Source organism: Bradyrhizobium sp. WSM2793 (assembly GCF_000379585.1).
Classification (GTDB): Bacteria; Pseudomonadota; Alphaproteobacteria; order Rhizobiales; family Xanthobacteraceae; genus Bradyrhizobium.
This window is the reverse complement of the sequence record NZ_KB902808.1, coordinates 36342-58276: the sequence shown is the minus strand read 5'-3', so window position 1 is coordinate 58276 and position 21935 is coordinate 36342. Positions and strand designations below refer to the sequence as shown.

Annotated in this window: 21 protein-coding genes and 1 pseudogene; 9 read left to right on the top strand and 13 right to left on the bottom strand. The window is 61.0% G+C overall.

The genetic code is table 11. The features are described from left to right. Positions 1-54 precede the first annotated feature (54 nt). The 4 genes from A3AS_RS0133350 to A3AS_RS0133335 are packed head-to-tail and all read right to left on the bottom strand — an operon-like array spanning position 55 to position 2921. Entirely contained in the window at positions 55-963 is a 909-nt protein-coding gene (locus tag A3AS_RS0133350; protein WP_026202626.1) for a DUF1259 domain-containing protein, read from the bottom strand. A gap of 17 nt (positions 964-980) precedes the next feature. Further along, entirely contained in the window at positions 981-1211 is a 231-nt protein-coding gene (locus A3AS_RS0133345; RefSeq protein WP_026202625.1) for a PepSY domain-containing protein, read from the bottom strand. A gap of 55 nt (positions 1212-1266) precedes the next feature. Continuing rightward, positions 1267-2658 (bottom strand): chromate efflux transporter, encoded by a 1392-nt coding sequence (gene chrA, locus A3AS_RS0133340; RefSeq protein WP_018321826.1) that lies wholly within the window; start codon positions 2656-2658, stop codon positions 1267-1269. Beyond that, positions 2658-2921, bottom strand: coding sequence for a hypothetical protein (locus A3AS_RS0133335; protein ID WP_018321825.1), 264 nt, complete (start codon positions 2919-2921; stop codon positions 2658-2660). The genes chrA and A3AS_RS0133335 overlap by 1 nt, the downstream gene beginning before the upstream one ends. Positions 2922-3230: 309 nt before the next feature. Here A3AS_RS0133335 and A3AS_RS0133330 point away from each other — a divergent pair, with 309 nt between their 5' ends. The 4 genes and pseudogenes from A3AS_RS0133330 (at position 3231) to fetB (ending at position 6970) form a co-directional block, all read left to right on the top strand. After that, entirely contained in the window at positions 3231-4130 is a 900-nt protein-coding gene (locus A3AS_RS0133330) for a sulfite exporter TauE/SafE family protein (RefSeq protein ID WP_018321824.1), read from the top strand. 406 nt (positions 4131-4536) lie between these two features. Continuing rightward, positions 4537-5567, top strand: a pseudogene (locus A3AS_RS0133320) (Cj0069 family protein). A 3-nt stretch (positions 5568-5570) separates the two neighbouring features. Next, on the top strand, positions 5571-6167 hold the full coding sequence (locus A3AS_RS0133315) for an ATP-binding cassette domain-containing protein (RefSeq protein ID WP_018321823.1): 597 nt from the start codon (positions 5571-5573) through the stop codon (positions 6165-6167). Next, the gene (gene fetB, locus A3AS_RS0133310) at positions 6164-6970 is read left to right on the top strand and encodes an iron export ABC transporter permease subunit FetB (protein ID WP_018321822.1); all 807 of its coding nucleotides are present in this window, start codon (positions 6164-6166) and stop codon (positions 6968-6970) included. The genes A3AS_RS0133315 and fetB overlap by 4 nt, the downstream gene beginning before the upstream one ends. 56 nt (positions 6971-7026) lie before the next feature. Here fetB and A3AS_RS0133305 read toward each other — a convergent pair whose 3' ends face one another. The 8 genes from A3AS_RS0133305 to A3AS_RS0133270 form a co-directional block, all read right to left on the bottom strand. Continuing rightward, positions 7027-9804 (bottom strand): family 16 glycoside hydrolase, encoded by a 2778-nt coding sequence (locus tag A3AS_RS0133305; RefSeq protein WP_018321821.1) that lies wholly within the window; start codon positions 9802-9804, stop codon positions 7027-7029. A 258-nt stretch (positions 9805-10062) separates the two neighbouring features. Then, positions 10063-10662, bottom strand: coding sequence for a ubiquinol-cytochrome c reductase iron-sulfur subunit (locus tag A3AS_RS0133300; protein ID WP_049815060.1), 600 nt, complete (start codon positions 10660-10662; stop codon positions 10063-10065). Between the two features lie 242 nt (positions 10663-10904). After that, positions 10905-11504 carry a superoxide dismutase gene (locus A3AS_RS0133295; protein WP_018321819.1) on the bottom strand — a complete coding sequence of 200 codons (600 nt, stop codon included), beginning with the start codon at positions 11502-11504 and terminating at the stop codon, positions 10905-10907. A gap of 438 nt (positions 11505-11942) precedes the next feature. Further along, positions 11943-12485 (bottom strand): LamG domain-containing protein, encoded by a 543-nt coding sequence (locus tag A3AS_RS0133290; RefSeq protein WP_018321818.1) that lies wholly within the window; start codon positions 12483-12485, stop codon positions 11943-11945. Positions 12486-12681: 196 nt separating this feature from the next. After that, a complete protein-coding gene (locus tag A3AS_RS0133285) occupies positions 12682-14043 on the bottom strand; it encodes an ABC transporter permease subunit (protein ID WP_026202623.1) in 1362 nt (453 codons plus the stop codon). Then, entirely contained in the window at positions 14030-14776 is a 747-nt protein-coding gene (locus A3AS_RS0133280) for an ABC transporter ATP-binding protein (RefSeq protein ID WP_049815059.1), read from the bottom strand. Before A3AS_RS0133280 ends, A3AS_RS0133285 begins: the two co-directional genes overlap by 14 nt. A 245-nt stretch (positions 14777-15021) precedes the next feature. Further along, the gene (locus tag A3AS_RS0133275) at positions 15022-15348 is read right to left on the bottom strand and encodes a hypothetical protein (protein ID WP_245283341.1); all 327 of its coding nucleotides are present in this window, start codon (positions 15346-15348) and stop codon (positions 15022-15024) included. Between the two features lie 211 nt (positions 15349-15559). Then, positions 15560-16558, bottom strand: a complete 999-nt coding sequence (locus A3AS_RS0133270; protein ID WP_018321814.1) for a transcriptional regulator GcvA — start codon at positions 16556-16558, stop codon at positions 15560-15562. A gap of 125 nt (positions 16559-16683) precedes the next feature. Here A3AS_RS0133270 and A3AS_RS47835 point away from each other — a divergent pair, with 125 nt between their 5' ends. Genes A3AS_RS47835 through soxA form a run of 5 tightly spaced genes read left to right on the top strand, consistent with a single transcriptional unit; the run spans position 16684 to position 19824 of the window. Then, the gene (locus A3AS_RS47835) at positions 16684-16920 is read left to right on the top strand and encodes a DUF1127 domain-containing protein (RefSeq protein WP_157644455.1); all 237 of its coding nucleotides are present in this window, start codon (positions 16684-16686) and stop codon (positions 16918-16920) included. A gap of 36 nt (positions 16921-16956) precedes the next feature. Beyond that, positions 16957-17649 carry a glutathione S-transferase family protein gene (locus A3AS_RS0133260; RefSeq protein ID WP_018321812.1) on the top strand — a complete coding sequence of 231 codons (693 nt, stop codon included), beginning with the start codon at positions 16957-16959 and terminating at the stop codon, positions 17647-17649. A gap of 41 nt (positions 17650-17690) precedes the next feature. Continuing rightward, a complete protein-coding gene (soxY, locus tag A3AS_RS0133255) occupies positions 17691-18146 on the top strand; it encodes a thiosulfate oxidation carrier protein SoxY (protein WP_018321811.1) in 456 nt (151 codons plus the stop codon). Positions 18147-18171: 25 nt separating this feature from the next. Then, positions 18172-18498, top strand: coding sequence for a thiosulfate oxidation carrier complex protein SoxZ (gene soxZ / locus A3AS_RS0133250; RefSeq protein WP_018321810.1), 327 nt, complete (start codon positions 18172-18174; stop codon positions 18496-18498). Between the two features lie 45 nt (positions 18499-18543). Continuing rightward, complete coding sequence (gene soxA / locus A3AS_RS0133245; RefSeq protein ID WP_157644454.1) at positions 18544-19824, top strand: sulfur oxidation c-type cytochrome SoxA; 1281 nt, start codon at positions 18544-18546, stop codon at positions 19822-19824. Positions 19825-20604: 780 nt separating this feature from the next. Here the strand turns inward: soxA and A3AS_RS0133240 are convergent. Continuing rightward, the gene (locus tag A3AS_RS0133240) at positions 20605-21924 is read right to left on the bottom strand and encodes an amidase family protein (RefSeq protein WP_018321808.1); all 1320 of its coding nucleotides are present in this window, start codon (positions 21922-21924) and stop codon (positions 20605-20607) included. Positions 21925-21935 lie beyond the last annotated feature (11 nt).

Sequence of the window (21935 nt, the reverse complement as noted above, 5' to 3'; positions counted from 1 at the left end):
GACCGTATCAAAGCGGAGGCACGGTTGGCATTTTGCGGTCATGTACTGCCCACTTCAATTCTTCAAACTTGCGGTCTTATCCAGTCCGGCGCGCAAGCCTTCAGCGAGCTTGATCGCGTCGTCGTTGGCCCAGAAGTGCATGAAGAACAGCCGCGGCTGTTCGTTCAGCATGTGACTGTGCAGCGCCGTCACCTCGATGCCGTGTGTCCTCAGCGCCACGATGACCGGGTTCACCTCGTCGCTGGTCAGCACGAAATCGCCGGTGATGGCCGCCTTGCCGCCGCCGGTTGGCTGGAAATTGATAGCGGTCGCGACGCCCATCGCCCCAACGGGGGTGAGCAGCATGTCGTCTTCCTTGATCGGATCACGCCGCTTGACGTTGAACTGGTAGACACCGCCGTTGCCCTGCCCCTTGACGCCAATGACCTGGTCGAGCTTCGCGGTGTCGAGGTCGATGGAAGGCGGCGGGCTGGCGGGAGCCGCGACCGTCAATGGAGTTTTGCTTTCGGCCAGTGCATCGTGGATGGCCGACGCCAGCTTGGCGGGATCGCCATGTCCGGCGACGTGCATGTAAAAGGTCGCCGGGCTTGCGCGCAGGAGATGATTGTGCACGGCGGTAATCTCGAGACCGCTCGCGATCATTTTGGCCATCACGGGATTGACCTCGGTCTCGAGCAGAACAAGGTCGCCCATCACCATGGCGCCGCCATGCGCAGGCTTGAACGCGATCCAACCGCCTAGCGCCAGCGCCGGCTTGATCGGGACCCCGTCCAATGTCACGGAGAGATCGGTGCGTGGAAAGCCATAGCGACGGACGTCGTCCGAGACAGCCGGCTTGCGGCCCAGCGTCTCATCGACCTTTTGCCAGTCGGCATCTTGGGCGTAGGCCGGGATGAGGGGCGCGAAGCGGAATGCGAGAAGACAAACGGCAATGCCAACGACGGCCCAGATGGTTCTTTTCATGGCGCTACTCCTCAAGCTCAGTTTCGCTCTTTGATCTGGCCGCTGCTATCGACGACGAGCGTTACCTCCTTGCCGTCCTTCACCGCCTTCACGGTTGTGCCTTCCGCGGTCGACTTGATGTCCCTTACCTGCGAGTAACCGGCCGCCTGAATCTTGGCGACCAGTTCCTCTTGGGTCAGGGCCTGGGCCGGTGACAATCCCGCCGCGATCGCCAGCAAGACCGCCGAATATATCATCCGTATTCGCATCATCGTTCTCCCGGTTGTGTCCCCGCCCCAGGTGAAGTTCGCTCCGCGATGCCACCTATATGATGCCTGCCAGCCGCAGCACCACGCCCGCGATGCACGACGCGGCGAGCACGACGAGCATTCCGATATTGAAGCGGAAGATCGCGGTGGCCGCGGCGAGCGAAAGCAGGAGAGCCGGCACGTCGATGCTGGTAAGCACCGGCGCGTCGAACGAAAACCCCAACCCGTGAACTGGAAAAGTCTGCCGGAACACGGTGTGTAGTGCGAACCAGATCGAGAGATTGAGGATCACGCCCACGACGGCCGCTGTGATCGCCGTGAGCGCGCCGGCGAGAGCCTTGTTGCCCCGCAATGCCTCGATGTAGGGCGCCCCGACGAAGATCCAGAGGAAACAAGGTGCGAACGTCACCCATGTCGCCAGAAGGCCGCCCAGCGTTCCCGCGACCATGGGAGATAGGCCGCTCGCCTCGCGGAAGGCGGCCATAAAGCCCACGAACTGAACGACCATGATGAGGGGCCCAGGGGTGGTCTCCGCCATGCCGAGGCCATCCAGCATCTCCCGGGGCGTGACCCAGTGGTAGTATTCGGCGGCCTGTTGCGCGACGTACGCGAGCACGGCATAGGCACCGCCGAAGGTCACCATCGCCATTTTGCTGAAGAATATGGCGATTTGGCTGAAGACGTCGTTCGGTCCCAGCGCAATGAGCAGCGCGACGACCGGAATGAGCCAGATCGCGAGCCAAGCGGCCGCGACCCGCAGAGTACGCCCCGCGTTCGGCCTAACGTGCTCCGGAATCCCCTCGCCCAGCATGCTGTCGATGGCCGCAGAGTTCTTTCCGCCGTGTTCGAGAGCAGCGAACTCAGGCCTGCCGAGCTTAGCACCGACGAAGCCGATGAGAGCCGCGGCGACGATAATCAGCGGAAACGGTGCCCTGAAGAAGAAGATCGCGATGAAGGCGACCGCGGCCAGTCCGACCATGATGGGATTGCGGAGCGCCCGTTTGCCGACGCGGACCACCGCCTGGATTACGATGGCGAGGACTGCCGCCTTGAGGCCGAAGAACAACGCCTCGACGAAGCCAACGTTGCCATAGGCGGCGTAGATATAGCTGAGCCCCATGACGGCGAAGATGCCGGGCAGGATGAATAAGCCGCCCGCTACGATGCCACCGACCGTCCGGTGCAGCAGCCAGCCGATGTAGGTTGCAAGCTGCTGCGCTTCAGGTCCCGGAAGCAACATGCAGTAATTGAGAGCGTGGAGGAAACGGCTTTCCGATATCCAGTTCTTCTCCTCGACCAGGATGCGGTGCATGACCGCGATCTGACCGGCCGGTCCGCCGAAGCTCAAGATCGCCACTCGCATCCAGACAAGAAGCGCCTCGTTGAAAGAGATTCCGTGCGCCGGTGGCTCGGCGGCGATTTTCTGGTTTGCTGGAACGTCAGTCATCAATTCACCCTGTTGATCGGCCGGCTGTGCGTCTCCTTGGCCGCGTCGCAGCACCATCGGTAGAACGCCTTGGGGAGTGGAAAGTCGGCATTCAACGGCTCGACGTCGAAAGGAGTGGTGTCGAAGCGCTTGGCCACGGCTCCGACCTCGGCTGCCGTGCCGCCCCGCCCGTCGCGCTCGGGAAGGCAGCGGTGCAGCGCCGGCGCGGCCGCCGTGCCGATCAGTCGGGTGTCAGGTGAAATGGAGGGGTATGATGAAGACATGCTGCGCCCTTGGTGATCAGGACGCGATTCTTGGGCATGTCGCCTCGCGGGGAGATCGCAAACCCCCGTGCCTCGAATAGAACGCCTCGAGACCAAGCTGTCAACCCGCACGCGCTCGCAAGCTAACACCAGAAGGTCACGAACGCTTCACCGCCCATGATCCGTCCATTAGCATTACGGCGTGGCTTCGAAAGAGGCGGCGCGCTCGATGTAGGCCGACGCCCCGCCGGGTTCGTTCGACCTGCAAACTGACCGTTTTAGTGATAGGATGAGTGGTCTCACCCGATCGGTGCCGTTGGAGAAGCCGCAATGCCTCCTTTCGATCTTGTGGTGATCGTTGTCGCCGGCATCGCTTTATTTGCAGCCTTCGTGAACGGCGCCCTCGGCTACGGCTTTTCCTCGCTCACCGTACCGATGGCTCTCGTTTTTTATACGAACCGCATCCTGAACCCGGCAGTCGTTCTAGTTGAGGTGATCACAAATCTCTACGTTCTGTTGATCAATCTGAACGGGGTTGCAACGGTCTGGAGAAGAGTGTTTCCGGTCGTTGTCGGGCTTCTGCCAGGCATCGGAATCGGCGCCATGATTCTTACTTCGGTTCAGCCAGGCTGGATCAAATTGGTCACCTACTCTCTCATTCTGCCCCTCATCCTGCTTCAGGCAGCGGGCTGGCGGAGGCCAATTCGGTCGACATGGCTGGTCGGTCTACCCTTTGGAACCACGCTGGGCGTCCTATACTCCGTCACAACCATCTCCGGGCCGCCGCTTGCGATTCTATTCAACAATCAAGGTCTGGTTAAAACCGAATTTCGGGCTGGCCTGGCATTGGTGCGCGTGGCCGAGTCCAGCGTGACTGCCATGGTCTATTATCAGCTTGGCCTGTTTACGGCTGAAAGCGGCAAGCTGTTGTGGGTGTTTTTTCCCTGCATTGCGATTGGAGTGCCGCTCGGCTCCTACGCCATCAGCCGCCTGGATGCCGAAACGTTTCGCCGGATTTGCATGAGCTTCGATGCATGGGTCGTGGGCTTCGGTTTCTCCAGGGTATTGATCGAGGTGAATTTGATGGAGAGCCCTTGGGCCTACGGCGTATTGATCCTGACGCTGCTGATCGACGGCTGCTTGTTGTACATTTTTTTCTCGCGCAGGGCTGCATCAGCTCGCTCGCGAGGAGAATTACTTACGCACGGTGCACAGGGTGGGCCCGTATAATGGTAAAGACCATGAGATGACTGAACCTCCGCCTGACCGATATTCTACGCTCAACACCTTGCTCGGTTACCTCATAGCGGCGCTCGCCATCGCTATACTGGTCTTCGAAGTTCTTCCTTCGTTTCGCCTGGGTTAGAGCATCATTCCATTCAGACATGACCGCCTTTGCGCCTGACCGGCCGCACTGTTCCGCGCGGTGCACGCCGCCTTTGTCGACCTGTCCGTAGATCGGACCTCTCAAGCGGACTTTGGCGGAACCCGCTGCCGCCCTGGTGGCGTATCCCTCGGTGCTAACGTCTTGAAGGCTCCCCATAATCTCACATAAAGTGCTTCCAAGGGGACAAGCAGGCTCCCCGTGAGACTTCGGTCCAAGCTCTGCGCAGCACGCAAAACGTGGAGTTTGCGCATGACCGAACGTCAATCTTCTTCCCTACATTCTGTGGCCATTCTCTCGCGAGGCGACGCTGCCACGCGCCGCGATGCGACCCCTCAGAACAGCCGGTTTGTCCAAGTCTTCGAAGCACTCGCCGCCATTGGCATCGAAGCCAAGCTGGCGATCTACGATGAGAGCTTCGCCGAGGCGGTCCGCGAGCAACTGCTCGCCGTGGACGGCGTGCTCGTCTGGGTCAACCCGATCCAAGACGGTCAGAACCGCGCCGGTCTCGACGCCCTGCTGCGCGACGTCGCAGCGACGGGCGTGTGGGTGAGCGCTCACCCCGACGTCATCCTCAAGATGGGCACCAAGGAAGTCCTCTATCGCACCCAGTCTATGGGTTGGGGATCAGATACGGCGCTCTATGAAACCGCCGAGGCGATGCGCGCCGGGCTGCCGACCCGGCTCGCCGCTGGCCCGCGCGTGATCAAACGCAGCCGGGGCAATGGTGGCCAAGGCGTTTGGAAAGTCGAGAAGCTGCCGGCCTCGTCCATGATAAAGGTGCTGGACGCGACCAAGGACGCACCCGAGGAATTGACGCTGGATGATTTTGTCCGTCGCTGCGCGGAGTATTTCGAGAACGGTAGCGTGATCGACCAGGCGTACCAGCCTCGCCTAAGCGAGGGCGTGGTGCGCTGCTACATGGCAGGCGACCGCTGTGCCGGCTTCGGCCACCACAAAGTCAAAGCCCTGGTCGACTCGCCGGCCGCGCGGTCCGAGGCCGGACGCGGCTCTACACTTCGAACGCGGACCCCCGCTTTCAGCGGCTGCGCCGGTTGATGGAGGACGAGTGGACTCCGCAGCTAACCTCGCTGCTGGACATCGCGCGAAGCGATCTCCCCGCGATCTGGGACGCCGACTTCATGCTCGGCCCAGCTCAGGCCGACGGGAGCGACAGCTACGTGCTCGGCGAGATCAATGTCAGCTCGGTTCATCCCTACCCGGACGAGGCGCCGGCGGAGATCGCCCGGCGGGCTGCCGATCGGCTGCAGCTTAAGCTCTGACGCATGCTGACGGTCAGCGGGCTCAAGCGTCTGCACATCTCCGTGTCGTTCGACCTGCAGGACGGCGAATGCGTCGCCCTGCAGGGGCCTTCCGGGGTCGGAAAGACCTTGCTGCTCCGCTCCATCGCGGATCTCGATCCTAACGAAGGAAAGGTCAAGCTGGACGGCATGCTCAGGGAGGCGATGCCCGCCCCTGCCTGGCGAAGGAAAGTGACATACCTCGCCGCCGAGCCGGGTTGGTGGTCTGACACCGTGCAAGAGCACTTCTCAGCCTGGGAGGATGCCCTTCCGCTGGTCGCGCGACTGGGGTTGCCGGACGACTGCGGAGCGTGGTCGATCCAGAGACTTTCGACGGGCGAGAGACTGCGGTTGGGACTTGCGCGGTCGCTCATGCTGCGATCGCGGGTGCTTCTGCTGGACGAGCCAACCTCCGCGCTCGACCCGGCATCCTCCGCGGCCGTGGAATCTCTGATTGCCGAACGCATCTCGGATGGAACGAGCGTCCTCTGGAGTACCCACGACAATGCCCAAGCCCGCCGGGTCGGGACTAGGATATTTGCGATGAGGCCCGACGGCGGCATCGAGGAAAGGCGGCCGTGACCTACATCCAGCTTTCGTACGGCAATCTGGCCCTCCCCGCACTCCTTGTCGTCATGGACGGCGTCTTCTCGCTTGTTCTCCGCCTGAAACTTGAGAAGCAGCTGGCCATTGCGACCGTTCGCATGGTGGTCCAGCTCGTCCTCGTCGGATACGTGCTGACGTTCCTGTTTGCCGCGGTGTCGCCGCTCTGGACCGCTCTCGCCGCCCTGATCATGGTCTTCTTCGCGTCGCGAGAGATCGTCGCGCGGCAGAAACGGCGCCTTCAGGGCGTCTGGAAGTACGGTCTGGGCGCGGGATGCACGCTGCTCGCCGCCGGTACCGTCACGATGTTCGCGCTCCTGACGGAGCTACGCCCCGATCCTTGGTATCATCCGCGCTACGCGCTGCCTTTGCTGGGCATGATGCTGGGCAACACCATGACCGGAATAAGCCTCGGCCTGGACGTGCTGACGAACAGCCTGGTGCGCGAGCGGGCTGCCGTGGAAGCGTGTCTCGCGCTCGGCGGCACCCGACACCAGGCACTGCTGCCTGTCGTACGGGATGCCTTGAGAAGCGGCTTCATGCCGATCATGAACAGCATGGCGGCGATTGGCCTCGTTTCCTTGCCGGGGATGATGACCGGCCAGATTCTTGCCGGCGTCGAGCCCGTCGATGCAGTCAAATATCAACTGCTGATTATGTTCTTGATCGCTGGCGGAACAGGCCTGGGAACGCTGGCCGCCGTCCTGGGTGGCGCACGCCTGCTGACCGATCATCGACACCGATTACGCTTGGATCGAATTCTTGCCGAAAAATCCACTTAGATGCTTGAAATTCCCAACGCGATTGCAGGTGCTCGCAAATAATTGCAATGGATGCCTCAAGCCGAGACAGGGGCATTGGGCCTGACGCGAATGTTTGCGAACGCAACCGTACCAGTGTGTACCTGCAGACCGATGAAGCCGGAATCCGGATCCTCGCTCTTGCTGCGGCCCCGGAACCGTTCGGTTGGATCGTTGGGATCCGCTATGAATGTCGTGGCGGGCTGGCCGTTGAGCAGCACGTCGTACCTGCGACCCGTCACCGTGATGTCGTAGCTGTGCCAGATGCCTGAGGCGAGCCTTTGGTTATTGGTATAGTTCTGTTGGCCAGGTGCGGTGCCGATGGTTTTCACCTTGTAGACCGCTCCGGTCCGATTGTAGAGGAAGCCGTCGAGCTCGCCTTTACGGGTATCACCGCGCGCTTCCTCGTCGATCTGGATCTCGTAACCCGTATCGACCGCAACGGTGGCCAGATTTCCCGGAACGTCCGGCCCTGGCGTGCCTGGTAACTCAGGCAGTTTGGGATTGCGGAAGCGTAGAAAGATGCCAGAGTTGTCATTGCTAGTGCCGCGCGGGTGCGGCAAGCAGAAATCGAGCCGCAGGGTGAAATCGTCGAACTGATCGGCGGAGTAATAAAGCAGCCCGATCCCGTTCGAGTCGGGCTGCGCGATGAGAGTGCGCCCGGCCAAGATGAAGTTTCCGCCTCCCACCCGCTTCCATCTCGTAAAGAGATCTGCGGATTTTTCCGAGCCGTCGAACAGCGATCTGAAACCGGCCTCCGCAACGGAAGTCGGCGGCGGCGGCAACAAATGGTCGCCGAGCCTCCGGGCGAGCGCGATCCCGGTCAGCATCGGGTTCGGCGAACCAATCGTCGGGAAGAGCGCAGGACCCACCGCATAGGCGTTCTTTACGCCGTGGAAACGGCAGTTGGGATCGGTCACCGACTTGGTCGGATCGTCACCCATACGCAACGTACCTGCTTCGTGATGAGTGGAACCAAGTGCATCGCGCCGGCCGTTTGGATTCTGATCACGCCCGACATGAGGGATGACGGCCGCGATCGTCGTCACATCCGCCCCGAGTTGCACTTCCGCTCCCGACGCCGGATGCAGGAAATCAACCGCGCGGCCGTTGGCGAAGGCGATCGCCAGATCATCGGACGCCTTGTCCATGGCTTCCCAGAGCTGCATGTCCTTCGAGTTCGACTGTAAATTCACAAAGGCCTTGCGTTCGCCGAAGTCGACCTGACCGGGATCGAGATCAAGTGTAACGTTGCTTGCCCCGTTGTTGGGCTGCATCTCGCCGATGCCGCGGATCGTCACGATCACGTGGGAATCGGTGGTGTTCAGATGTTGCTGCACGGTGTCGAGGTCGGGGATCTTCTGAAACAACTCCGCCTCTGAGTTCGATCCGGCATTGCCGAGGCCGGATGCGGTGATCTGGAAGTGGAAATGGCCAAAAGAGCCGTCCGGCCTGCCGTCTGCTCCGACGAAGGCGTGCCGGCCCTTGAGCAGCAGCGCCGACGTTTGCAACGCCTTTACGTGAGGCGAGACGGTGTCGAACGCATCGCGTGGCACGCGCAGAGAGAGGTTCGATCGGAGGTGCGCCATGAGGTTGGTACCGATCCGGCCGTCTGCTCCAAAGGACAAGAGGGCAAGACGCGTGCTCTCGATCGTGCCGAGCGCGATGATCACCTTGGCATCGGGCGAGAGCGGGATGCGCCCGTGTTCGGTCACCACGCCATCGACGCGCAGCCCGTCCGGATCGTTCGCCAGGGTCAGCCGTGACACGTGGCAACGCGGCACCACCATCAGGCGCTTGCGCACGTCGTCACCTGGCCCGTCGCTGAACGCGCCCCGCGCTGCCTTGATCAGCAGCGGCACCGCGCTGAATTTGTTGAGCGGGAAAAAGCCCGCGTGTTCGGGCCGCGCCTGCACCGCCAGCGGCGCCTCGAGCTTGAGCTTGTTGTGCATCTCGGCCTCGAGCTGCTGGCGCTGCACCGGATCGGACGGCGGGTTCGGCGGCGGAACTCCCAACAGTCCGGCGAGATCATCAAGCGTGGGCGGGGTATCTAGAATTTCGACGGGCGGCGCTTCCGGCAAACTGCCGAGATCGATCGCGTCGGCAATCCTGTTGCCGGTGATCACCTTGTACAGCTGCTCGCGCATCCCATGGTGCAGCTCTCCGAAGATGTAATCGTTCGTAGCGGTGACGCCGATCTGCTGTCCTGATTGGCGGAAATAGCCGTTGTCCCCGTTCGGCAGCTTCTTCGCGTTGAGGTCATCGAGCACGGCCTGCGGCCAATCAGTGCCGGTTTCCGAATCGAGCAGCCGAGGCGACCACCCGCCCCACCAGATCGAGCGGCCGCCGACACAATAGGCAAGCCCGGACGCCGCATAACCGAGGACCGGCGCCGCGTTCCAAGACAGTCCCCAAACCTCGCGACCGAGATTGATCGACGGCAGGTTCTGCATGTGCTCGGCGAGCAGAACCGGCCCTGCCTCGAGAACGAGGATGCGCTCGCTCCGGCCCGTGCTCCGAAACCACAGATGCTCGGCGACGGCGGAGCCGAATGTGCCACCGCCGATGATGATGAAATCGAACGGCCGCATGTCGCTACGCGGCGGCAAGGGATTGCCCTTCACATCCCGCGCGCCGGCACGAAAGGCCGGATCAGAATTAGCGAGCGCCTCGTCGAAGGTATTGCAGACGTATCGACCGAGTACATCAAGGGCGAAGTCGGTGGGTTGTGAGGATGCGCCGATATTCATATTGGCCTCCGATCCCGAGCCTTCGTGCACGTGCCGGACGACGTTCGCCCAGCGAACGACGCGCATTGTAAGTCCGTCCCACCGCAACCTCCGTGAACTGCTTCACAGATGATGACAGTGGAGCGTGTATTAATGGAATGCCTTAGAGATCGTTCGAAGTGCAGGCCTGCAGAGAACTTTCGAGCCTCTCCACCTATTGGCGCAAGGCTGAGCTTAATCAGCCGCTAGAGCGCACGGCTGCCTGCTTGTCGTTGGGAGCCTTCTCATGCACGAGGAACCCGAGCTTCGCCCCGGGATCCCCTGCGAGGAGGCGTGACGCTTCGCCTATCCCGCCTGCCCGCCAACTTTGCCGACGAATGATCCCGCCAGGAGAAGAGCACCGTCGGCGATTGCCAGCGGGAGCGCAGCCAAGCGCCGGGGAGCCGGCCCGAACACGACCTGCGCATTTTGGCGAGGATCAAATTCCGAATTGTGACAAGGGCATTTGAGGATCGTCTTGTCCCCTTGCTCGGCCTTTACCCACTCGGAGACCGGACATGCAGCGTGGGTGCAAATCGCCGAATAGGCGATGATGCCCTCGGGCGCGCGAGCTCGTGTCGTCTCATCAAGCTCGGCTGGGTCGAGCTTTAGGATCAGGACCTCGTTAAGACGCGAGCCGTTTCGGATCACCGACGTCTTGGGGTCCTTTGGCCACGCGCGCAGTGGGGGACCGCCGAGCTTGAGATCGTCGGGCTTGATCACCTGCCCCTCCTGCCCTCCTTCCGAGATGACAAGAAGGTCGCCCTTTTGAGGTCGCTCGTCGCTGCCCGGCCGCTCCTCCGCGAGAACAGATTTCGTTGCCAAGCAGGCGCCGGCTGCAATAGCGGTCAGAAGAAGCGATCGTCGTTCTTGACTATGACTATGCAGGGCTCGAACTCCTGAAATGCTCGCAGAGCCGACCCGGAAATTAAGCGCCGTGACTCGGCCAAAAAGAAGGCGCGTGAACGCTTTTCGCCACTCGCACTACTTTCTTGTCCGCGCCGCCTGAGGCCGAAGAGGTTCGACATTTTTCGTGCAGTGGCTGGACAAAGCCGTGCCAATGCCAGTCTATGACGTGCGACCAATTACCGATTTGGCACGCATGCCGCGAGAGCGCGCGATTTCGCAATGGCTAGATAAGCGCGTCTCTATCGCGCATCAGTCTCCTTCTCTCGAGACGCACGTTGCACGGCCGGCCAATTAATCGCGGCCATGAAGACATCGACGTAATTCGCAGCCTTGGCGCCGTAATCGATATGATAGGAATGCTCATACATATCGAGCGCTAGGATCGGCACGCCACCAGCCAACGTGTGGCAGTGATCCGGAGCCCATTGATTGACAAGCTTGCGGTCACGAGCCGACCAAGTCAGCAGCACCCAGCCGGAGCCGCCACCTAGAGCCTTGCCCATGGCTACGAATTCGGCCCGCCATCGCTCGTACGACCCAAAGTCACGCGTCAGCGCTTCTTTCAGCGTCGCGTCGGGTTCGCTCTCGTCACCGAGCCCGGCGAAGAACACTTCATGGAGAATCATCGAGTTTGTCGCGATGAGTTGTTCGCGCTTCAGCCCGTTGATCAGGAACCCCGGCGCAGTGGCAAAGTCCAACCCGGAAAGTTGCTCATCGATCAGATTGAGCCGCTTGACCGCACCGCCGTAGTTGTTTTCGTAATGGCTGATGATCATCCGCTCCGACATGCCCCGAATGCGGCTCGGGTCACAGGGTAGCGGCTTCACGACATAGGTCATGGCAACCTCCCGACGTGTGGCGTGGATGGCAGGCAAATGCCGCGAACGCCGCTGCGCGGCGTCGCGCTTGAGGGATCAGAGACTGTTCGAAAAACGATCGCGATAGTGGCTGACATGGTGCGCCCTTGGTGAACTCGGACGCGATTCTTGGGCATGTCGCCTCATGGGGAGATCGCTTCCCCAACTCGAGAAATAAAAGCCCGCTGCGGCAACTTGTCAAGGCGATGGGTCATTCCATTCCGAAGCCTCGGAATCGTTCATGGAACTGCGTCCGCAAGACCTCTCACCTCGCTCCGCGATGAAGATCCCACCCCTGCTCCCGGTTCGGCGGTAACAAGGGCGACACCCATCACGCCCAATAGCGGCGCGCTGCTGCCTGCCAGAATCCATTCCTGTTCGTCGTCCATCTCCTTTTCTGACGGATTTCTCTCCCCCGTTTCAATTGCCGCCGGCGCCCACGGTGTAATCTGCGAAATACATGTGGCTGTCAGCCTTGGACCAGAGCCCGATCCTGCCCGAGACAGGTTGTGCGAGCGTGTGCTCCAGATATAGCTTGCCATCGAGATAGCCTTCTACCTTCGTGCCGTTCACGCGGATCTTGAGATCGTGCCATTGCCGTGTCGCAGTCGGCGTATTGCGCACCCATTTGACCGACGATCGTTTCCCATTCTCGAACTTCCACAGCACGATGTTGTTCTCCAGACAGTTCGCGCGGACTGTCAGGTAGTCTCCGTTCGGCTTGAGGTTGAATAGGATACCGGCGCCCTGATCGATCCGGCCGGATAGACCTTTAAAGCGCACCGAAATCTCGCCATCGCTGAAATTGTCGATCTTTGCCATGACCGCGTAGGGATAGTAGGCATACGCCTGCACACGATCGAGAAACTCAGCGTAGCGTTCACCGTAGAGAGCCCGAGCCTTGTCGGCGATGCCCGCCGACGACTGCCCCTCCTTCCACTGCCGGCCGTCGACTGTGAGCACCTTCTTTCCCCCTCCTCCTCGATCCTCCACGCGCCCACCACCGGCACCAGCGATTTTGGCTCCCCGCCGACGGTCTCATTCGAGAGGTCAATCCTGGTTGGTTCTGCGGCCAAGCCCGGCAACGCGTGTGCCACAAGACCAAGAGCCGCGAAGATCACCACTGCGCCTTTGTTGCTGACTGTCATGGCTTCACTCCTTAATGATCTAGGGGGCCTTTGTCGGGAGGCAGCCGGCGGACCTGCCGCCACGCGAGCACGATAAGGAGCGGCAATCCGCCGAAGAACCACAGCAGCGTCGCGTCCGCACTAACGACCAATGGATAACCAGGGTACTCTTCGCCAACGCTGGATGCAGGTGGCTCCGCGCCCGCAAGCGCATATATCAGCGGCAGTATCTCCCGCGGGCTGGTGGAGCGGCTCACATCACTTTGGTCACCGTAGAGATATTCGATCTGGCCATAGGCGTCCGAGGAATTGGCAACATTCGGTCGTTCGCTCACGAGAAGCACCGTGAGGTCAGGCGTGGCGCGTTCGAGCTTCGCCAGAACGTTCCGCCGGAGATCGATATAGCGGGGGTCCTCGGCAGCAAGATTGACCTTGATGACCAACGGATGTCGAAGCGTCGCGAGCAAGTGTTCGTCAGCGGCGGAAAACGAGTTGCGCCGATCTTCGCTGACATCCGCGGACGACCTGATCTGTGCCGCACCGGCGAGCGCAACGGCAATCGCAATCACGCAAGATACAGTGCGGATCATTTTCGTTCGCGCCGGCGTTCCGGGAGGGAGCCAGACAACTGTCAACGCAGCAAGTCCGCCGATGACGGTTATTATGCCGAGCACCAGGCCGGCCGAGAGAAGTCCCTGCTCAAACGGACGCAGCGCCTGTGTCAGCGACAATTGCGCAAGCCAGGCCGCCAGGCCTGAGCGACCCGCGAGCGTGAAATCCAGTACCCACGATCCGATGGTGACAGCGAACGCAATGATAGCCGCAGTGGCCGAGTTGTCGGAAAGGACCGCGGCGAGCAACCCGATGACACCCGCCAACAGACCATAGAGCAAATGACCAAACAGAAGGTTCAGTGTCTCTGACGCGGCCAGATGACCGCCCAATATCGCCCAAATCGCCAGCGCAGAAAGTGCAGGAATGCTCACCATCATCCAAGCTGCCAGGACCGCACAGAATTTGGCGGCAATCAGCGTCGAAGGCCGATACGGCAGTTGGACCAGCAGGCGCAACGCGCCACTTTCCTTCTCTTGCCCCAGTGCCCGGATCGCCACGAAAGGAAACAACAACGTCACCGCCACATAGAACGAGCCGAAGGTCGGGACCAGGATTCCGTCGAGCGGTGACAGGCTTCTCGCCAAAACTGGCGATTGGAGAGCCGCCGCACTTGACTCGCTGTAGAGCGAGACTGCCTGGACGAAGCTGTATCCGACGAGCGGACATACCAGCAGCAACATGGTCCAAAGTGCTCGCCCAGCCGTAACCTCGCGGAGTTCTTTTGCGAGCAGCGGAATGATCGGCGCGATCGATCGAGCGTGGGCCTCACGTGAGCACAAGGAAGATCTCCTCCAGCGACCCGTTCGGTAGTCCCGTCTGCGCCCGCAAGTCGGCCAGTCCCCCGGATCCACGCACCTGCCCTGCCGAGAGCAGGATAAAGCGGTCACAGACCCGCTCAGCGTCCCGCAATTGATGAATGGAGAGGATCAGCGTTCGTCCGCTTGCCGCCTGACGACGCAATGTATCCATGACATCCTGTGTCTGCCTCAAATCGAATCCGTCGAATGGCTCGTCCATCAGCAACAGGTCATGCGGCGCAAGCAGCCCGATGGTCAGCATCAGCCGCCGGGCATACCCCTTTGACAGAGCGTGCACGCGTTTTCGAAGGACCGGCCGTAACCCGAGTTCTTCAATGATCGACCTGATGTCTGCCTCCGATCGTCGAAAGACGCTGCCGACAAACGAAACGACCTGCAGTGCAGATTGATTTTGGTAGGGGCGAACGCCATCAGGCAGGTAGAACAGGGCGCTGCGTCGGCGGTCTGCCTGCAACCGCTCGCCACGCCAAAACACCTCGCCTGAGTTCACCGGCAACAGTCCGGCAACTGCTTCGAGCAGCGTGGTCTTGCCGGCGCCATTCGGACCGATAACGCCGAGGATTTCGCCGGGCGCAGCAGTGAATGTCACTCCGTCAACGCCAGTGGCGTCGCTTCCGTAACGCTTGGTCAGGTTTGCTACACGCAATGAAGGCGGCGCGCGATCTGGCGAAGACCTGTCGTTGACAGTTGACATGCTGCGTCCTTGTCAGAATCGGACGCGATGCTTGGGCATGTCGCCTCATGGAGAGATCGCCATCCCCAGGCCCGTGAGCCTGCCAGAGCCGGAATGCCTGTCAATTAGGAACCGGCAGAGGAGGGACCAACTAGCTTGCAGGCCTGTTCACTTCACCTTGATCAGGTCCCCTGCTCAGCGTTCGGGAGCGGCAATCTGAGCGCTGTGGGAGACTATCTTTGCGAGGCTCCGGCCGCTGCGAGTTTTCAGCGCTTCTCTTCACCTTCGGGACGTGCGCGCCAGTCACGACCTACTGTTTGATGGTCGTCGTCCGTCTTGCCAGCGGATCCCTCGCGCTCGGTCGCGGTTTGGTTGGCATTTTCTTGGGCCTTCCAATCGCGCTCGATCTGAACGCTCTCACCGCGCGCCCGCTCCTGGTCGCGAGATTGGTCCGATTGTTGCGGCGTACGGTCCGGCTGCACCGGAACGGATTGTGCCTGCTGATCGGCCTTCGCCGGTCCAGACTCCTCGGCAGACGCCGGGAGCGCCGCAAAGGACAATGATATTGCCATTACTACTGCAAGAACACGCATGATCTCTCCTCCTCCGTAGGATGGAGGTGTAACAACTTGCGTGGTCTTCGGTTCAGAGGCTTGCGCGGCCAACAGGCTCGCGCACTGCAGTGCACCCAGCCCGTGCAACCGTTGACCTGCTGGTCGCCACGATGCGATCTCCCTGTTCTCGCAATGAAGGATTCACCGCGTCGGCGCGAGAGGAGTTGCTAACTCCGGATTGACCATTGCTCTATTCGCCTGCGGACGATCGCCTAGGTGAGTGGCGCCTCGGTCCTTTTGGACGAAGGGCGCGCGACGGCCTCCGATCATCGGAATCCGGCGCCAGTGTCTTGAGCTGTCGGAGGTCCGCTGCGGCTTCAGCAAGAAGCCATTCGCGGAAGGTCGCGATCTTGGGCAGGGCCGCAGTCGCCTTCGGACACACAATCCAATAGGTCTTGGACAGAGGCAATGACTCAGGGAACGGCAGCACCAGCCGGCCATTGATCAGATCCCATGCTGACAGCGTCGTGCGTGCCAGCGCAATCCCCTGCCCGTTGATCGCCGCGTCGATCACCATGCTCGCGCGGTTCAGCACAGGACCGTGAGTGACGCCTGCATCGTCGATGCCTGCACCACGCAGCCAGTTCGCCCAGTCGGACCGGCTATCCAGGTGGATCAGAGGAAACTTCAAGATATCTGCGATGCCAGCGATGCGACGACGGCCCGACAGTAGTTTTGGACTGCATACGGCAAAGAGCCGTTCCGCGCAAAGCCTCACGACCTCCAGTCCCGGCCAGTTCCCATCGCCATGACGTACCGCCAGGTCGACGTCCTCCCTGGCAAAATCGACGTGATGCAGGGTTGCAGAAACCCGAAGATCGATGCCGGAATGTGCCTCGGCGAAGTTTCCCAACCGGTGCACCAGCCACTTGGCAGCGAAGTCCGGCGAGGTGCTGACAGTTAGAACGCCTGCGCTTTGCCGCTGCAGCAAGCGCTCCGTGCCTGCCGCAATCCGATCGAGCGCATCGCGCACGACCGAAAGATACTCCCGACCGGCCCCAGTGATGACGAGGCGCTGCCGTTCGCGGTTGAACAGCTTGATTGCGAGCTCCGTTTCCAGGGCCTTCACCTGATGGCTCACCGCCCCCTGAGTGACACAGAGCTCTTCCGCAGCGCGCGTGAAGCTTTCATGCCGGGCTGCAGCTTCAAAGGCCTTCAGTGCGTTCAACGGCGGCAAATGCGGGCGCACACAAGGGCTCCAAAGGTCATTAGAAAAACTCAGGCAGGCCCGAGAAAAGATGCTTTGCGGACTACGTCCTGCTGGTCCTATTCAGGCGCCAGCAATTTCGAAATCATGGGATTTGAAGCCGCGGAATGTCAACCCTTTTTGCCGATTCCGACCATCCACCGCGTATACGGCGCGATGTTGCGACAGCGGGTCATCAACCCAATTCATGGCTGGTGAGGCTCGACAAATTGCTCTCCTATAGCGAGCGAATGCATCAACGGGCCGACCTGCGTGCGGTCGCCGACGAACCCCATCTGCTTGCCGATATTGGAGTGACCCGGGAAGAGGCCTTGGAGCAGGCAGACGCGCCGTTCTGGCGATGACTGATTCTGATTGAATCATGAACGGGAGGAAGAGCTATGTCTGAAGCAGTCGTCTACGGATTTCCACGAAGCACGTTCGTAAACATTGTCCGGCTGGTCCTCACGCACAAGAACGTCGCTTACACCTTCGAGGATCTCGAGCCGGTCATGGGCAAGGGCGAACACCTTGCGCTTCACCCGTTCAACCGCGTTCCGATCTTCAGGCACGACGATTTCACTGTCTATGAGACAAGCGCGATCGTCCGCTATATCGACGAGGCGTTCGGAGGGGAGATGCTGACGCCCCGAGAACCTCAGGCGCGGGCGCGTATGAGCCAATGGATCAGTGCCGTCGACTCTTACTTTTACCCTTACATGATCTTTCACGTGACCCACGAACGCCTGGTCTTTCCGGAGCTTGGGATCGCGTCCGATGAAAGGGTTGTGGCGCACGCTCTGCCCAAGGTGGAGCACGCACTCGGCGTGATGGAGCGCGAACTGGCGCATGGCGGCGATTATCTGCTCGGCTCGCAGCTCACGCTGGCCGACTTTTACATGCTGCCCTGCACATTCGCATTTGGTCTGACCGACGAGGGGCAATCCATGTACCGGAAATTGCCCGCGTTCAGCCGCTGGCGCGCACGAATGGAAGAACACCCGACCACGCGCAAGCTCCGCGCCAGCCTGCCGCCACGCGAACCGATCCTTCACGCGCGCGAATGGGCGAACTCCCATCGGCCAAAATACTAACACTGCGGAGCAAGCCAGACGCGCCGCAAAAGGAGCTACGGATGAGACCTGTCTCAAGGCGCGAATCGCTCGCGCTCGTTGCCCAAGCCACCGCACTAACGCTGGTTGGTGCGGCAACCCCAGCCTATTCGGCGCCAGCCGACGCTGCCGCCGAAATCGCGAAATTCGTCGGCGGCGCTGCTCTTGAACCAGGCAAGATCACTCTCGACCTGCCGGAGATCGCTGAGAACGGTAACGCGATTCCACTTGCGATCGACATCGAAAGTCCGATGACGGCTGAGGACAACGTGACGGACGTTCTTGTCCTCGCCGACGCGAATCCCTGGCCGCGAGTCGCCAGCTTCCACCTCACCCCCCTGAGCGGACGCGCTGCCGTGGCCACCCGCATTCGCCTGGCAGGGACGCAAACCGTTAGCATCGTGGCCAAGACAAACGCCGGCCGATTCTTGATCGCGCAACGACAGGTCAAGGTCACCATCGGCGGCTGCGGCGGCTGAGTTTACAGCGTTTCAGGAGATCGTCATGACCGAAAAGCCGCCTCGGATCAAACTCCCCAAAGAGGCACGAAAGGGCGAGGTCATTCAGATCAAGACCCTCGTCGCGCATGTGATGGAAAACGGCCTGCGGCTGGATCAGAGCGGAGGTCTTGTTCCGCGCAAGATCATCAATCGCTTCACGTGCACCTTCAACGGCAAACCAGTATTCGCGTGCGACCTCGAGCCCGCGGTTGCCGCCAATCCGTATCTCCAGTTTTCAGTGAAGATCGACCAGAGCGGGGTCTTCAGCTTCACCTGGGTTGACGACGACGGCACGACGATCAACGCCTCGGAGACGATTGCCGTCACTTAACGCCCGAGTGTCACTTCGTTACTCGTCCAAGGACATATATTCCTGATGATGTTTACCGTCCGAACACTGATTTTCGCGGGCACAGTGATATGCGCCCTCATGGGACTTGCGATCATTTTCACAAAAGGCGGGAGCGCCGCGCCGGCCGAACGGCTGGCACCTCTCGCAGTCGATGGTCCTGCGGCGGCGCGGCCTTGGGTGCGATATAGCGGCTGGCCAACGCGCGGTACCTCAAAGTTCAATTCCCTGACGGCAATTGTGTCGCCGCCTCGGCCCGAGGCGCCGCGCAAGATCACCGCGCCTTTGACCGGCAATCCCGCCGCCGGTCAAAAGCTGGTGGCAGACCGCACACGCGGCGGCTCGTGCATCGCATGCCATGTGATGGGACCGGCCGGCGGCACGGATCTGCCAGGCAATGTCGGGCCGGACCTTTCCGAGATGGGCAATGCGGGGCGGGACGATGAATGGCTATTCAATTATATCAACGATGCGCGGGTCTATAACCCCGATACCGTTATGCCGCCCTGGGGCACGCATGGGCTTCTGAGCAACAGCGAGATTGGCGATATCGTCGCTTTCCTCAAGACGTTGACCAAGTCTGCTCCATTCAAGTCCGCGCTTGATGACCCCAGCCGACGCCCGATTCCCACCGAGCAGCGCGACAATCTCGATGCGATGATCAATCCAGCGATGTGGGCTGTAGAGGAGCGCGCACCCGCGCTGTGGAAAGCGATGGGACCTACAGGTGCCGCCTGCACCTCGTGTCACGCCACTCCCGATCAGGCTTTCAAGACCTGGGCTGCCGCGATGCCAAAGTGGGAAGCAAGGCTTGGCAAAGTTCTTGGGATCGAGGAATTCGTCACACGTCACGCGAAGGCCACAACTGGACACCAGTGGCTGATGCAAAGCGAAGAGAATACGGCGCTGTCAACCTATCTGCGCTACCTCGCCAATGGCTCGTCGATCGCTGTCGACGTCGAGAGTGAGCCGGCAAAGATCGCCTACGAACGCGGCAAAGCCTTGAGCATGCGGAAGATCGGCGCCTTGAATTTCTCCTGCGCCGACTGCCACAGCGCGGACAAGAGCGCGCAGAAGTGGATTCGCGGACAGTGGCTTGGCGATCTGCGCGGGCAGCTCGATCACTTCCCGACATGGCGTACCAGCCAGCAATCGATCTGGGACATTCGCAAGCGTTTTCAGTGGTGCCAGGTGGCTATCTGGGCCGATGATCTTCCGCCGGATGCAAGCGAATATGGCGACCTCGAACTCTACTTGGCGGCACAAAATGCCGGACAGAAGATGAGCGTGCCGGGTATTCGCCACTGATCGTCTAGACGGCGGGCATGACGGAGCGGGATCTCCGGCCCGGACGACAGGAGGGACGTGTGATAGCGCAGGGAAATCGGCGCGCATCTCTCAATCGGTATTTTCCAAGGATTTGTCCCGAATATGCCTAGCGGGGAGCGCACCAACCCACGCTCGAAGAGCTAGTGCTCTTGGTTGGTCCGTGGAGCTGTCCATCGTGGTGATTGGTGGATATGGCACTGCTCATTGGGCACTTGCTACCTGCCTCAGCCCCCCGCATTTGGTCATCCATGTCTGCCGACCCGATCCCGCTCCACCCGCTTCGTCACGCCTCTTACATTGGCTGTTGCAAGAATATTCTTGATCTCCCGGTGCACACGTCGTGCACACACAGGCTTTTAACCAAGTTGCCGGCTGACCGGTCGTCATTGAATGTAATGCACTGGCCAACACACTTATAGTGTGGCCAGCACGTCCTCCTGCGGTCTCGCGCGGGCTGAGACGCGCGTAGACTTGCCGCACCGGTCCAACCAGTTTAATGAAAGCATCGAGCACGTGGCTATTGCCGCCACGGTGTGCCCTGGAGAAGCCGCTAGGGCGTTCGAAGCGGTGGCGACCACAGGCGGCAAGCCAGTCCAGAGCATTGCCGGAGAGGTTAGCAATGTCGCCCCACGCGCAAGAGCATTCATCACTCCGCCAAGGAAGACCGCTCCGATCAGAATCAACGCGTTGACGAAATCACTGCCCCCACGTTTGGATGGCATTGCTCACGACCAGAGAGCCGAAAGTTCTTTGTTCGCACTACAACGGCGAACGTAGTGTTGCTTCGATGCACGATGCAATCTCGAGCAGGCGCCTGTCCGCATTCCTGCGACCGACAAGCATCAGCCCGATGGGAAGGGCGTCGACCGGCAACGGCAGCGAGATCGACGGACAGTCGAGCAAGTTAGCGACGCGCGGATTGCGCAGCACGAGGCCATTGAGCTCATGGAATGCCGCATCCGCCGTAAGAGAGGAAAGAAGCGGCGCTCGGATTGGCGCCGTCGGCAGGACGAAAACCTCGTTGGTGCCGAAGCACTGTTCAAAGGAACGGATTGCGGCCTGCCGGATCCGCACCATGCGGACATAGTCCGAGGCGAGGACGCCGGCCCCTGCTTCGATACGAACGCGCGTTCGGGGATCGACACCGTCGAGTTCCTGGAGCCCTAGACTGCGCAGCGTCGCACCGACCTCGATGGAGGGGAACGTGCCGATCTTGTCTATCTCAGCGACATCATGGAGTGCGCTCTCGATCGATCCGTCCTTGATCTGCAATCCGCCCTTTCGGAGCCGCTCCATGGCATTCTCGAACGCGCCGAGCACATCTGGCTCGCAGCCATGAAACAAGCGTCCGCGAGCAACGATGAGGCGGAAAGTGCCAGGAGAGGCTCCCCTGAGCCGCGATGGCGTGCCTTCCCCCGAAAGCACCTGATCAGTGAGGAAACAATCTTCGACGTTCGAGGCGATCGGGCCGATCGTGTCGAGGGTTGATGACAGCGAGAACGCGCCCGAGGTCGGCACGAATCCACTGGTTGGCTTGAAACCGACCGCACCTGACAGCGAGGCAGGAATTCGAATCGAGCCGCCGGTATCGCTCCCGATAGCGATGTCTGCCATACCTTCGATCACCGACACCACTGCGCCCGATGACGACCCTCCTGGAGCGCGTGCGCAATCTCGCGGGTTGCCTGGCGTTCCATCATGCGGGTTCGTGCCGAGCGCGGAGAAGGCAAACTCCGTCATCTGGGTTTTGCCGATGACGATGGCACCTGCAGCCCGCAGCCGTTTCACGACTTCAGCGTCCTCAACGACCGGCGCCAGACTGCGCAGCACGGCCGATCCTGAACTCGTGACCGTGCCGGCAACGTCGAACAACGCCTTCACCGAAACGATGCGGCCATCGAGCGGACCGCGAGGCGTTCCGGCAGCGGCGCGCCGATCCGCGGCCTCGGCCTCCCACCGGGAGCTGTCTGCGAAGACCGCCGTGAAGACGTCCTTCGCTTCCGGCGAACCGATCCGCGCAAGTGCCGCCTCCAGCCGCGCGACGGCCGAAGGGTGCGATGGATCCTTTGTTGCTGTCATGACACGCGCCG